The organism is Rhodovulum visakhapatnamense (assembly GCF_004365965.1).
Taxonomy (GTDB): Bacteria; Pseudomonadota; Alphaproteobacteria; order Rhodobacterales; family Rhodobacteraceae; genus Rhodovulum; species Rhodovulum visakhapatnamense.
Genome location: NZ_SOEB01000019.1, coordinates 1 through 12898 on the forward strand (window position 1 = coordinate 1; position 12898 = coordinate 12898).

11 protein-coding genes are annotated in these 12898 nt (G+C 67.4%); 7 read left to right on the forward strand and 4 right to left on the reverse strand.

Features of this window, described 5'->3' with window-relative positions; genetic code table 11:
- The first annotated feature begins 104 nt into the window (after positions 1-104).
- The 3 genes from EV657_RS15355 (at position 105) to EV657_RS15365 (ending at position 3108) form a co-directional block, all read left to right on the forward strand.
- Positions 105-992 (forward strand): glutathione S-transferase, encoded by an 888-nt coding sequence (locus EV657_RS15355; RefSeq protein WP_134078719.1) that lies wholly within the window; start codon positions 105-107, stop codon positions 990-992.
- A gap of 31 nt (positions 993-1023) precedes the next feature.
- Complete coding sequence (locus EV657_RS15360; RefSeq protein ID WP_134078721.1) at positions 1024-2535, forward strand: YifB family Mg chelatase-like AAA ATPase; 1512 nt, start codon at positions 1024-1026, stop codon at positions 2533-2535.
- A gap of 120 nt (positions 2536-2655) precedes the next feature.
- Entirely contained in the window at positions 2656-3108 is a 453-nt protein-coding gene (locus EV657_RS15365) for a hypothetical protein (protein WP_134078723.1), read from the forward strand.
- Between the two features lie 18 nt (positions 3109-3126).
- On the opposite strand, the gene gshB is transcribed toward EV657_RS15365, so the two are convergent.
- The 3 genes from gshB to rsmI all read right to left on the reverse strand — a co-directional run bounded on the left by gshB (position 3127) and on the right by rsmI (position 5398).
- Entirely contained in the window at positions 3127-4068 is a 942-nt protein-coding gene (gene gshB / locus EV657_RS15370) for a glutathione synthase (protein WP_075786653.1), read from the reverse strand.
- Positions 4069-4167: 99 nt separating this feature from the next.
- The gene (locus EV657_RS15375) at positions 4168-4521 is read right to left on the reverse strand and encodes a YraN family protein (RefSeq protein ID WP_075786654.1); all 354 of its coding nucleotides are present in this window, start codon (positions 4519-4521) and stop codon (positions 4168-4170) included.
- A 16-nt stretch (positions 4522-4537) separates the two neighbouring features.
- Entirely contained in the window at positions 4538-5398 is an 861-nt protein-coding gene (gene rsmI, locus EV657_RS15380) for a 16S rRNA (cytidine(1402)-2'-O)-methyltransferase (RefSeq protein ID WP_243837657.1), read from the reverse strand.
- Positions 5399-5483: 85 nt separating this feature from the next.
- Between rsmI and EV657_RS15385 the strand changes: the two genes are divergently transcribed.
- The 3 genes from EV657_RS15385 to murJ are packed head-to-tail and all read left to right on the forward strand — an operon-like array spanning position 5484 to position 11000.
- Complete coding sequence (locus tag EV657_RS15385; RefSeq protein ID WP_113670399.1) at positions 5484-6680, forward strand: penicillin-binding protein activator; 1197 nt, start codon at positions 5484-5486, stop codon at positions 6678-6680.
- Positions 6640-9456 carry a [protein-PII] uridylyltransferase gene (locus EV657_RS15390; RefSeq protein WP_134078726.1) on the forward strand — a complete coding sequence of 939 codons (2817 nt, stop codon included), beginning with the start codon at positions 6640-6642 and terminating at the stop codon, positions 9454-9456. The genes EV657_RS15385 and EV657_RS15390 overlap by 41 nt, the downstream gene beginning before the upstream one ends.
- Complete coding sequence (gene murJ / locus EV657_RS15395) at positions 9456-11000, forward strand: murein biosynthesis integral membrane protein MurJ (RefSeq protein WP_113670401.1); 1545 nt, start codon at positions 9456-9458, stop codon at positions 10998-11000. Before EV657_RS15390 ends, murJ begins: the two co-directional genes overlap by 1 nt.
- Here murJ and EV657_RS15400 read toward each other — a convergent pair.
- Positions 10991-11677 carry a rhomboid family intramembrane serine protease gene (locus EV657_RS15400; protein ID WP_134078728.1) on the reverse strand — a complete coding sequence of 229 codons (687 nt, stop codon included), beginning with the start codon at positions 11675-11677 and terminating at the stop codon, positions 10991-10993. The two genes, murJ and EV657_RS15400, sit on opposite strands and share 10 nt — an antisense overlap.
- A 79-nt stretch (positions 11678-11756) precedes the next feature.
- Between EV657_RS15400 and trpS the strand changes: the two genes are divergently transcribed.
- Positions 11757-12779, forward strand: a complete 1023-nt coding sequence (gene trpS / locus EV657_RS15405) for a tryptophan--tRNA ligase (protein ID WP_113670403.1) — start codon at positions 11757-11759, stop codon at positions 12777-12779.
- The last annotated feature ends 119 nt before the right edge of the window (positions 12780-12898 follow it).

Sequence of the window (12898 nt, forward strand, 5' to 3'; positions counted from 1 at the left end):
ACATAAGATCTCGTGCCAAGCTGGTCTCCATCGCAGATGCCAGCTTGAATCATGCCCTACGCACGAGCGGAATCCCTTTTGTCAACACGACCTAGCCTCATTCCATGACATATACGCTTTTCATCGGCGACCGGACCTATTCCAGCTGGTCCCTGCGCGGTTGGCTGATGCTGGAAAAATTCGGCCTGCCCCACCGGATCGTCGAGGTAGGGCTTTACACCGGCACCATGCGCCGAGACCTGGCCCCGGCGGCGCCCGCGCATCTGGTGCCCGCGCTTCTGACCCCCGAGGGCGAGCCGCTGGGCGACACGATGGCCATCGCCGAGACCCTGGCCGAACGCCATCGCGGGGCCGGGCTCTGGCCCGAGGACGCGGCCGCGCGGATGCGCGCGCGCTGGCTGGCGGCCGAGATGCATTCGGGCTTTGCCGCGCTGCGGTCGCGCTGTCCGATGGTGCTGTCCCATTCCTATGACGGCTTCCTGCCGCCGCCCGAGGTGCTGGCCGAACTCGACCGCCTGCAGGCGATCTGGGCCGAGGCACATGCCCGGTTCGGCGCCAGCGGGCCCTGGCTTTTCGGGCGCTATTCGCTGGCCGATGCCTTCTACGCCCCGGTCGCGGCAAGGATCGCGGCCTATGGGCTGCCGGTGGGCGATGCCGCCGCCAATTACGTGGCGCAGCATCTGGCGGACCCGGCCTTCCGCCGCTGGCGCGCCGAGGGGCTGACCGTGGGCTACGAGCCCGAGCCCTATGCGATGGATCTGCCGCGCCTGCCCTGGCCCGGCCCCGAACCGGTCGCCGCCCGCGCCGTCGCGTCCGGCCCTTCGGTCAACGCGGCCTGCCCGTTCTCGGGCCAGCCGACGACCCATTTCCTCAAGACGCAAGGTGTGGTGATCGGCTTTTGCAACGCGCGCTGCCGCGACAAGGCCGCGAACGACCCCGAAGCCTTCCCCGAAGTCAGCGCCATTTACCATTCGGTAACCAAGCAGGCGTAGCCGTTTTCCGATTCAGACCGGAGAGCGCGAAATGGTGGCCCGGGCCTATACGGTGGCCTTCGACGGCATCGAGGCACAGATCGTCGAGGTGCAATGCGCGGTCGCCCCCGGGCTTCCCGCCTTTTCAGTGGTGGGCCTTCCCGACAAGGCGGTCAGCGAAGCCCGCGACCGGCTGCGCGCGGCGCTGGCGGCGATGGGCGTGGCGCTGCCCTCAAAGCGGATCACGGTCAATCTTTCGCCCGCCGATCTGCCCAAGGTGGGCTCGCATTTCGACCTGCCCATCGCGGTGGCGCTGCTGGCCGCGCTCGAGGTCATCCCCCGCGACATGGCGGAAGGCGTGGTGGCCCTGGGCGAGCTGTCGCTCGACGGGCGGCTGGTGCCGGTGATCGGGGCGCTGCCCGCGGCGATGGCCGCCGCCGAAGCCGACCGGGCGCTTCTATGTCCGCGCGCCTGCGGTGCCGAGGCGGCCTGGGTCGGCGCGACCCAGGTGCTGGCCGCGCCCGACCTCGCCGCGGTGGTGCGCCATTTCACCGGCCAGGCCCCGCTGGCCCCGGCCGAGCCGGGCGAGGTCCAGCCGGACGCGCCGACACCCGATCTGGCCGAGGTCAAGGGCCAGGAACGGGCCAAGCGCGCGCTCGAGATCGCCGCGGCGGGCCGGCATCACCTGCTTCTGGTCGGCGAGCCCGGCTCGGGCAAGTCGATGCTGGCGGCGCGGATCCCCAGCCTTCTGCCGCCGCTGTCGCCGACAGAGGCCCTTGAAACCTCGATGATCCACTCGCTGGCGGGGCTGCTGGACGAGGGCGGCATCTCGCGCCAGCGCCCGTTTCGCGACCCGCATCACACCGCCTCGGTGGCCGCCATCGTCGGCGGCGGGCGCGGCGCCGGACCGGGCGAGATCAGCCTGGCCCATAACGGCGTGCTGTTCATGGACGAGTTTCCCGAATTTCCGCGTCAGGTGCTGGACACGCTGCGCCAGCCGATCGAGACCGGTGAAGTCGTGATCGCCCGCGCCAATGCCCATACCCGCTATCCCTGCCGTTTTTTGCTGGTCGCGGCGGCCAATCCCTGCAAATGCGGCTATCTCGCCGACCCTTCCCGGGCCTGCGCCCGGGTGCCGCAATGCGGCGCGGACTATCTTGGCCGGATCTCGGGTCCGTTGATGGACCGGTTCGACCTGCGCGTCGAAGTGCCGCCGGTCGCGTTCCGCGACCTGGACCTGCCCGCCTCGGGCGAAAGCTCTGCCGCCGTGGCCGCCCGGGTCGCCGCCGCCCGCGCCCGGCAAACCGCGCGTTTCGAGGCGCATCCCCGGGTGCGCGTGAATGCCGAGGCCGAGGGCGCGCTGCTCGACCAGATCGCGACGCCCGACGCCGAAGGACGCGCGCTGCTTTTACGGGCGGCAGAGCGGTTCCGGCTGACCGCGCGCGGCTATCACCGCGTTTTGCGCGTCGCCCGGACCATCGCCGATCTCGACGGCGCCCAGCAGGTTGCGCGGCCCCATGTCGCCGAGGCCGTCGGCTTCCGCTTGGCCGTCGGCGATAGCTAGAAGGCTGTCAATGATCGCGCCGAACCTCACGATCCCACGATCGTGGCATTTGCAGGAACCCTGCGGCACCCGGGTTGTTGACCAGGTCGAACCTGCAAACATCGAAGGAAGGATGCCACGATGACCGACAGACATGGCCTCATGACCGATACCCCCACTCCGCTGTCGAGCCGGTTCGGCTGGCCGCTGCTGAGCAATCGCAAACCCGATGTCGAGTTGGGCAAGGTCCGCGATCACCCACTGTCAGACGCGCTGAACCTGCCATTGCTGAGCGAGAGCCAGGGGTCGTCGACCGAGCTGATGACCGACATGCCGACCCCGTTTTCAAGCCGGTTCGGCTGGCCGCTGCTCAGCGGGCGCCGCTCCGACCTCGAGCTGATGACCGACAATCCGACGCCGTTCTCGGCCGCCCTGGGGCTGCCGCTTCTCAGTGCGAGCGAGACCGATACCGGTGCCGCCCCCAAGACCGGCGAGGCCCGCAACATGTCCTGGCGCACGGGCCAAGGCTCCGGTTCGGACGGACCGGTCGCGAAATTCATCCGGCAGATCATCACCGGCGAAGTGCAGAAATGACTGGCGGTCGAAGCGGGCTCAGGCCCGCTTCGACTCGATGGCGTCCCAGATCCGGGCGGCGATGTTCACCTTGTCGAAGCGCTCCAGTTCCTGGATGCCGGTGGGCGAGGTCACGTTGATCTCGGTCAGATGATCGCCGATCACGTCGATCCCCACGAAAACCTGACCGGCCTCCTTCAGCGTCGGGCCGATGGCGGCACAGATCTCCAGATCGCGGGGCGTAAGATCCGCCCGTTCGGCACGGCCCCCCACATGCATGTTCGACCGGGTTTCGCCCTCGGCCGGAACCCGGTTGATGGCTCCGACCGGCGCGCCGTCGACCAAAATGACGCGCTTGTCGCCCTTGCGAACCGCAGGCAGGAATTTCTGCGCGATCAGCGGCTCGCGGCTCATGCCCGAAAAAAGCTCGTGCAGCGAGGCCAGGTTGCGATCGTCGGGGTCGAGCCGGAAGATCCCCGCCCCGCCATTCCCGTAAAGCGGCTTGAGAATGATGTCCCCATGCAGGTCCTTGAAGGCACGCAGAGTTGTCAGATCGCGGGCAATCACAGTCGGCGGAATGAGTTCCGGAAAACGAAGGACCAATAGCTTTTCCGGGAAATTACGCACCCAGAACGGGTCGTTCACGACGAGGGTAGCAGGCGTCAGATGCTCCAGCAGATGCGTGGTGGTGATGTAGCCCATGTCGAAGGGCGGGTCCTGCCGCAGCCAGACGACATCGTAGGCGCCAAGATCAACCTCCTGCTCGGGCCCCAGAGTGAAATGATCGCCGCGCACCCGGCGGACCTCCAGCGGCCAGCCCCGCGCCATGACCCGCCCATCGTTCCAGAAAAGCCGGTCTGGGGTATAGTAGAACAGGCTGTGTCCGCGCGCCTGCGCCTCTTCGGCGATCCTGAACGTGCTGTCCGCGTCGATATTGACGGCCCCGATCGGGTCCATCTGAATGGCAACCTTGAACGGCATCTGGTGCTCCCTCGCCCGGCCTTCCCCGCCGCTGCCCCTCGCCCGGGCGCCACGGCGCCCGCTCTGGATGGCCGAGCCGCCGGGGATTTGCAACCGCGCTCAGGCGCAGAATGCGTTCTCGAGAATATCGACTTCTCCGATCCCGTTCACCAATGCGACATCGAAGCGGATATCGGTGAGTTGCCCCTTCGGCTCGCCAGCCAGAAATTCCTGTGCTGCGGTCATCACCCGAACCATCTGCCGCCGCGTGACCCGTTCGGCCGCGCGGGCGAAGCTTCGGCTGGCCTTGACCTCGACGAAGACGAGACCGTCGCCATCCCGCGCGATCAGATCGATCTCACCGGCGCCGCCGCGCCAGCGACGCGCCGCAATCGCCATGCCACGCCGTTCGTAACCACGGGCGACACAGTCTTCGGCCGAATATCCCGAATGATACGACACAGTTCCGCTCACAATCCGCCCTCCAGAGCTACGCCTTGCCCTCCCGTGCGAGGGCGGCGCGATAGACCTGCCGCCGTGGCAGGTCCAGCGCCGAGGCAACCTCGGCCACCGCATCCTTGACCGACAGCCGCGCCAGAGCTTCGTCAAGCGCGGCCTCAAGATCTTCAGCCTTTGCCTGGCGCGGCGCGGCTCGCCCGACCAGCAACACGATCTCTCCCTTGACCTCACGTTCGGCAAAGGTCTGGGCAAGGTCGGCAAGCGTGCCGCGCGAAATCTCTTCGAAGCGCTTGGTCAGTTCCCGGCAGACCGCAGCCTCGCGATCCGGGCCGAGGGATACCACCATTTCCTCTAACAGTCGGCTAATGCGCCTGGGCGATTCGTAGAACACCAGCGTCGCCGGCACCAAAGCGAGGTCTTCCAGCATCCGGGCCCGTGCTCCGGCCTGGGCTGGGGGAAACCCGGCAAAGAGCACCCGATCGCTCGGCAGCCCCGCAACCACCAGTGCCGCCAGCATCGCCGAGGGTCCGGGCGCGGCATGCACGGCAACCCCGGCCGCGATGGCGGCGCGCGCCAGAGGAAAGCCCGGGTCCGACACCATCGGCGTGCCCGCCTCGCTGACACAGGCGACCGACTTGCCCGAGGCCGCCATTCCGACCAGGCCATCCCGAACCGAGGGCGCGGAATGGTCGTGATAGGCGATCAGTGGCCGGTCGCCCAGCGCGATCCCGTGGATCTGCATCAGATGCCGCGCCGTGCGCGTGTCTTCCGCCGCGAGCACGTCTGCCGAGGCCAGAATATCCAGCGCCTTCAGTGTGATGTCGCGCGCGGCACCAATGGGCGTCGCGACGAAATAAAGCCCCGCAGGCAGCGGATCACGCAGGATTTCCAAGGATTCTTTTACCTGTCTGACGTTTACTTGCCCCGCCGATACGCATAGGTTCGCCGCCGAGACCGCCCCAGTGAAGGAGAGCGTCATGATCGCCGTTTTTCGCGCCTGCCGCAAGCGGTCGGCTCCCGCCTTGACGTCGGCCCTGGCGCCGGTCCTGGGCCTGGCCGCCCTTGCTCTGGTCGCGGCCTGCCAGCCGTCAGGACTGGGAGGCGGCCCCTCGATTAACTCATCGAAACCGGTTCCGGTGGCGCTTCTGGTGCCCCACGGGTCGGGAACGCCGGGCGATGAGGTGGTCGCGCGCAGCCTCGAGAATGCGGCGCGGCTTGCGATTTCCGACCTCAAGGGCGTGCAGATCGACCTTCGCGTCTACAATACCGGTGGCAATCCCGACATCGCCGCGAAGGTCGCGGCAGAGGCCGCCTCGGACGGGGCCAAGATCATCCTCGGGCCGCTTTATGCCCAGTCGGCCAATGCCGCGGGCCTGGCCGTCGCCCGGCGCGGAATCAACGTGCTGAGCTTTTCCAACAATACCCAGATCGCCGGCGGCAACGTCTTTGTGCTGGGACCCACCTTCGAGAATACCGCCGACCGGCTGGCGCGCTATGCCGTGGCCCAGGGCCGAAGCCCGGTCATGATCGTGCACGACCCCGACGTAGCGGGCGAGGCCGGGCGGGCGGCCATCGCCTCGGCCGTCGCGCGAAGCGGCGGCACGGTCGCCGCGACCGGCAGCTACGAGCTGTCGCAGAACGGTGTGGTTCAGGCCGTGCCCGGTCTGGCGCGCAAGGCCCGCGACTCGGGCGCCTCGGCGGTCTTCTTCACCGCCAGCACCGCAGGCGCGCTGCCCCTTCTGGCGCAGCTCCTGCCGGAAAACCGCGTCGATCCGGCCCAGATCAAGTTCATCGGGCTGACGCGCTGGGATATTCCGCCCTCGACACTGGCGCTGCCGGGCCTTCAGGGCGGCTGGTTCGCCCTGCCCGATCCGGGCGTTTCGGACCGGTTCGAACGGCGCTACATGGCCGCCTATGGCGAGCCCGCCCATCCCGCCGCCGGCCTTGCCTATGACGGCATCGCCGCGATCGGCGCCCTTGCCAGCCAGGGCCGCAGCGATGCGCTGACGGTGTCCGGGCTGACCCAGCCTTCCGGCTTCGTCGGTGTGAACGGCGTGTTCCGACTGCGCTCCGACGGCACGAACGAGCGGGCCTTGGCCGTGGCCGAGATCCGCGACAACCAGGTGACCGTGATTGACCCCGCTCCAAGAAGTTTCGGCGGCGCAGGCTTCTAGCCCGTCCAGATCCCGCCGCGCAGACCCGGCGCCGGACAGCCTGATCTGTCCGGCGTCCGACATTTTCGACATGGCCGCCTTCGAGGCCGAACTGACCCGTCTGACCGCCGAGGGGATCGACCCCAAGGCGCTGCGCGGCGCCGTGGTGCAGTATCTGACCGAAGCCCGGCAGAAAGGCCGCGAGGTCATCGCCGCAGGCTTCGCCGAACGGCCCTTCGACGCGGGTCCGACCGTGCGCGCCTATACCTGGCTGACCGACTGCCTGCTGCGCGCGACGATGAGAGTCTCCTGCGAGATCCTGCATCCGCGCCCCAACCCGACCGAGGGCGAACGTCTCGCCGTCTTTTCGGTCGGCGGCTATGGCCGGGGAGAGATGGCGCCGCATTCCGATGTCGATCTGCTGTTCCTCACCCCCTACAAGCTGACCGCCTGGGCCGAGAGCGTGATCGAATCCATGCTCTACATGCTGTGGGACCTGCGGCTGAAGGTCGGCCATGCCTCGCGCACGGTGAAGGATTGCGTCCGGCTGGGCCGCGAGGATTACACGATCCGCACGGCCTTGCTGGAAAACCGCTTCCTCGGCGGGCACCAGCCGCTGGACAAGGCCCTGAACACCGCGCTCTGGGACGATCTCTTCAAGGGCACCGCCGCCGAATTCATCGAGGCCAAGCTGGCCGAACGGTCCGAACGGCTGCGCAAGCAGGGCGGTCAGCGCTACGTGCTGGAACCCAATGTGAAAGAGGGCAAGGGCGGGCTGCGCGATCTGCAATCGCTGTACTGGATCGCGAAATACGTCTATCGCGTCGACCGCGCCTCGCAACTGGTCAAGCTTGGCTTTTTCACCAGCGACGAGTTCACCGGTTTCGTCGAGGCCGAGCGGTTTCTCTGGGCCGTCCGCTGCCATCTGCATCTGATCGCCGACCGGGCGATCGACCAGCTGACCTTCGACATGCAGGTCGAGGTGGCGGCGCGGATGGGCTATGCCGACCATGGCGGGCGCCGCGCGGTCGAACATTTCATGCAGGATTATTTCCGGCACGCCACCACGGTCGGCGACCTGACCCGGATCTTCCTGACCAAGCTCGAGGCGGCCCATGTCAAGAAGGAACCCGCGCTGATCGGGCTGTTCCGCCGCCGCCGCAAGGTGCCGAAGGGCTACGAGATCGTGCAGAACCGCATGAACGTCTCGGACCCCAAGGCGTTTCTGGCCGACAAGCTGAACCTTCTGAAGATCTTCGAAGAGGCGCTGCGGACCGGCACGCTGCTGCATCCCGACGCGATGCGGCTGATCCAGGCCAACCTGCGGCTGATCGACGACGAGGTGCGCGCCGACCCCGAGGCCCAGCGGATCTTCCTTGACCTGCTGCTCAAGCACGGCAACCCCGAACGCTCGCTGCGGCGGATGAACGAGCTGGGCGTGCTGTCCGCCCTGATCCCGGAATTCGAACCCATCGTGGCGATGATGCAGTTCAACGTCTATCACAGCTACACGGTGGACGAGCATACCATTCAGTGCATCTCGACGCTGGCCCAGATCGAGCGCGGCGAACTGGTCGAGGAACTGCCCATCGCCAGCCGCATCCTGAAGGACGGCGTGAACCGGCGCATCCTGTATGTCGCGCTGCTGCTGCACGATATCGGCAAGGGCCGGCCCGAGGATCATTCGGTGCTGGGGGCGCAGATCGCGCGCAAGGTGGCGCCGCGGCTGGGGCTGAAGGCCGAAGAGTGCGAGACCGTCGAATGGCTGGTGCGCTATCACCTGCTGATGTCGGACATGGCGCAAAAGCGCGACCTGTCCGATCCTCGGACGGTGCGCGACTTCGCCAAGGCGGTGAAGACCCGCAAGCGGCTCGATCTGCTGACGGTTCTGACGGTCTGCGACATCATCGGGGTGGGCCCGGGCACCTGGAACAACTGGAAGGCCCAGCTGATCCGCAGCCTTTACCGCGAAACCGTGACCGCGCTGGAAGGCGGGCTGGAGGACATCAACCGCGAACGCCGCGAGGCGGAATCGAAACGCGCGCTGCGCGAGGCGCTGGCGGGCTGGGACGCCAAGGAGCTTCGGCTTGAGACCGGGCGCCATTACGGGCCCTACTGGCAGGGCCTGCCAAGCGGCACCCATGTGGTGATGGCCAACCTCTTGCGCGGCATCAGCAATGACGAGATCCGGATCGACCTGGCCGAGGATGCCGACCGCGACGCCACCCGCGTCTGCTTTGCGCTTTCGGACCATCCGGGGATCTTTTCGCGGCTGGCGGGGGCGCTGGCACTGGTCGGCGCCAATGTCGTCGACGCGCGCACCTATACAACCAAGGACGGCTACGCCACCGCCGCCTTCTGGGTCCAGGATGCGGACGGGTCGCCCTACGACTCCTCGCGGCTGTCCCGGCTCAGCCAGATGATCGAAAAGACCCTGATGGGCGAGGTGCGCCCGCGCGAAAAGCTGGCCGACCGCGACAAGGTCAAGAAACGCGAGCGCGGGTTCAAGTTCCCGACCTCGATCACCTTCGACAATGACGGGTCCGAGATCTACACCATCATCGAGGTCGACACCCGCGACCGGCCGGGGCTGCTGTACGACCTGACCCGGATCTTCGCGACCTCCAACATCTACATCGCCTCGGCGATGATCGCGACCTATGGCGCGCAGGTGGTCGACAGCTTCTATGTGAAGGACAGTTTCGGGCTGAAGCTCTATTCGAAATCCCGGCAGGACTCGCTGGAACGCAAGCTGCGCGAGGCCATCGAGAAGGGCACCGAGAGGGCCTATAACTGATGCGGCCGATCCGGCTGGTGTCGGGCTTTCTGACCGTCGGCGTCTGGACCCTGGCAAGCCGCATCCTCGGTTTTGCCCGCGACATCCTCATTGCGGCCTATCTGGGCACCGGGCCGGTGGCCGAGGCGTTTCTGGTGGCCTTCTCGCTGCCAAACATGTTCCGCCGCTTCTTCGCCGAAGGCGCGTTCAACATGGCCTTCGTGCCGCTCTTCTCGAAAAAGCTGGAACGGGACGAGGGCGCGCTCGACTTCGCCCGGGACGCTTTCACCGGGCTCGCGACGATCCTGATCGGCTTTACCCTGCTGGCGCAACTGGCGATGCCCGCGCTGGTGCTGGCCATGGCGGGCGGGTTCGCAGCCGATGAGCGGTTCGATCTGGCGGTGGTCTTTGGCCGCATCGCCTTTCCCTATATCCTCTTCATTTCGCTCGCGGCACTTTTGTCGGGCGTGCTGAACGCGACCGGCCGCTTCGTCGCCGCGGCCGCGGCACCGGTCCTTCTGAACGTGCTGCTGGTCGGCGCCATGCTGCTGGCCGCCACGATGGGCTGGCCGGTCGGCGACGCGCTGGTCTGGACGGTGCCGCTGGCCGGGATCGCGCAGATGGCCCTTGTCTGGACCGCCGCCGCGAAGGCCGGGTTCCGGCTGACCCTTCGCCGCCCGCGCCTCACGCCCGAGTTGAAGCGGTTGGCCATCATCGCGGCCCCGGCGGCGCTGGCGGGGGGCGTGGTGCAGGTCAACCTGCTGATCGGACGGCAGGTCGCCAGCTTCTTCGAGGGCGCGGTGGCCTGGCTGTCCTATGCCGACCGTCTGTACCAGTTGCCGCTGGGCGTGGTCGGCATAGCCATCGGCGTCGTGCTGCTGCCGGATCTCTCGCGCCGTCTGGGCGCGGGCGACACGACGGGCGGGCGCGACGCCTTCAACCGCGCGGGCGAATTCGCGCTGGCCCTGACCGTGCCCGCCGCCGTCGCGCTGGCCACGATCCCCGGCCCCATCGTGGGCGTGCTGTTCAGGCGCGGCGCCTTCGATCAGGCGGATGTCGCGGCCACCGCCCTGGCGGTCGCGGTCTATGGCGCGGGGCTGCCGGCTTTCGTGATCCAGAAGGTGCTGCAACCGCTCTTCTTCGCGCGCGAGGATACCCGGCGGCCGTTCTATTACGCGCTGGGGGCGCTGGCGGTGAATGCGGGCGTCGCGATCGGGCTTGCTCCGGTCTTCGGCTATATCGCGGCGGCCTGGGGCACGACGCTGGCGGGCTGGGCGATGGTCGCGCTGCTTTGGCACGGGTCGCGCCGCTATGGCGCGGCGGCCGCGATCGACGCGCGCCTCAGGCGCCGGGCCGGGCGGATCGTGCTGGCTTCGGGGCTGATGGGGGCGCTGCTGTGGGGCGCGGCCCGCGCCGCCCAGCCCTGGCTGGCCGAGGACGGGCTGCGCTATCCGGCGCTGGCCGGTCTGGTGGCGCTGGGGATCGTTTCGTATTTCGGGCTGGGTCACGCTTTGGGCGCGTTCCGCCTGTCCGAATTCCGCCGGGCGATGCGCCGTCAGCGGTGACGGATCTTCGCCCGGACCCGGGACCAGCCGCCGGGGCTGACCAGGAAGGACAGCACGAACCCGGTGCAGAATCCGGCCAGATCGGCAACCCAGTCCATCGACCCGCCGAAAAGCAGGCTGAACAGAAGCTGGATGCCCAGCAGCACCCCGATCAGGGTGAAGGCCCGGTATTGCGTGGCCCCTGTCCCCGCCAGCCGCACCCACATCAGGAAAGTGAAGGCGCCGATCAGCCCGTAGACGCCCGGATAGCCGCCGATCAGCGGCACCGGGCTGTCGATCAGAAGCCCATAGGTCGCCGCCCCGACGATGGCCGCGCCGAAAAAGACCAAAAGCACGGCCCAGGCGCGGAACACCTCGCCCACCATCTTGCCCAGCGCGAGGATGAAGACCACGACGAAGACCGCATGGGTCACGCTGCCATGGATGAAGGGATAGGTCACAAAGCGCATCATCTGGTCGGGCGGAAACTGGCCGGTCTTCAGCATCCAGTCGAAGACCTGCCCCGAGAAGCCGTAATCGCGGATCGCCTCCATCCGCCAGCCGACCGCGCCCGGCCCGCCCGCCAGCCCGCTCTCTCCCAGGCTCAGCACCGCCTCCATCGCGATCACCGGCAGGGTCAGAAGCCAGACCACCGCGGGCAACGGGTTGATCGGCGGAGCGTTCGGATCGGACTGCATGCGACACGGGCCTCGGTTGACGCTGTTCCCCCGCATCGGTAAGCGAGCGAGGCGTGAAATTCCAGACGGAGATGAACCGATGGCCGAGGTGGTCCACACACCGCGAGTCTTTTCCGGCATCCAGCCCTCGGGCGGGCTGACGCTGGGCAACTACCTGGGCGCGCTCAAGCGCTTTGGCGAGACTCAGGACCGGGGCGACATGCCCACGATCTATTGCATCGTCGACATGCATGCGATCACCGTCTGGCAAGACCCCGAGAAACTGAACCGCGCCACGCGCGAGCTGACCGCGGGCTTCATCGCCAGCGGCATCGACCCGACCAAGTCGATCCTGTTCAACCAGTCGGCAGTGCCCGGACATGCCCAGCTGGGCTGGATCTTCAACTGCGTCGCCCGGCTGGGCTGGATGCAGCGCATGACCCAGTTCAAGGACAAGGCGGGCAAGAATTCAGAGAACGTCTCGCTGGGCCTCTTTGCCTATCCCGCGCTGATGGCGGCCGACATCCTCGTCTATCATGCGACCCATGTGCCGGTCGGCGAGGACCAGAAACAGCATGTGGAACTGACCCGCGACATCGCGATCAAGTTCAACAACGACTATGGCGTCGACTTCTTCCCGGTGCCGGAGCCGGTGATCGAGGGGGCCGCCACCCGGGTGATGTCGCTGCGCGACGGCACCAAGAAGATGTCGAAATCCGACCCCTCGGACATGAGCCGGATCAACCTGACCGACGATGCCGATGCCATCGCCAAGAAGATCAAGAAGGCCAAGACCGACCCCGAACCCCTGCCCGAAACCCTCGAAGGGCTGGACGGCCGGCCCGAGGCCCGCAACCTCGTCAACATCTATGCAGCCCTTTCCGGCAAGACTGCGGCCGAGGTCGTGGCCGAGTATGCCGGACAGCCGTTCGGCACCTTCAAGCCCGCGCTGGCCGATCTGGCGGTGGACCGGCTGTCGCCGATCTCGACCGAGATGAGCCGGTTGATGCAGGACCCGGCCGAAATCGACCGCATCCTCGCCCATGGCGCCGAGCAGGCCAACGCCATCGCCGAGCCCATCGTGCGGCGCGCCTATCAGATCGTCGGCATGGTCGGCGCCTGAGACACTGCAAAAACGCAATGCCGCGCGGGTTTCCACGCGGCATGTGCGACTGACGGGGTGTTGTCTTCTCTATCGAAGGTGCCCCATGTCGCAGAAGCTCGCATCGGCCATGTCCATTT

Coding starts and splice junctions, on each gene's coding strand:
- EV657_RS15355 (WP_134078719.1), top strand. CDS start 105: ATGACATATACGCTTTTCATCGGCGACCGGACCTATTCCAGCTGGTCC.
- EV657_RS15360 (WP_134078721.1), top strand. CDS start 1,024: ATGGTGGCCCGGGCCTATACGGTGGCCTTCGACGGCATCGAGGCACAG.
- EV657_RS15365 (WP_134078723.1), top strand. CDS start 2,656: ATGACCGACAGACATGGCCTCATGACCGATACCCCCACTCCGCTGTCG.
- gshB (WP_075786653.1), bottom strand. CDS start 4,068: ATGCCGTTCAAGGTTGCCATTCAGATGGACCCGATCGGGGCCGTCAAT.
- EV657_RS15385 (WP_113670399.1), top strand. CDS start 5,484: ATGATCGCCGTTTTTCGCGCCTGCCGCAAGCGGTCGGCTCCCGCCTTG.
- murJ (WP_113670401.1), top strand. CDS start 9,456: ATGCGGCCGATCCGGCTGGTGTCGGGCTTTCTGACCGTCGGCGTCTGG.
- EV657_RS15400 (WP_134078728.1), bottom strand. CDS start 11,677: ATGCAGTCCGATCCGAACGCTCCGCCGATCAACCCGTTGCCCGCGGTG.
- trpS (WP_113670403.1), top strand. CDS start 11,757: ATGGCCGAGGTGGTCCACACACCGCGAGTCTTTTCCGGCATCCAGCCC.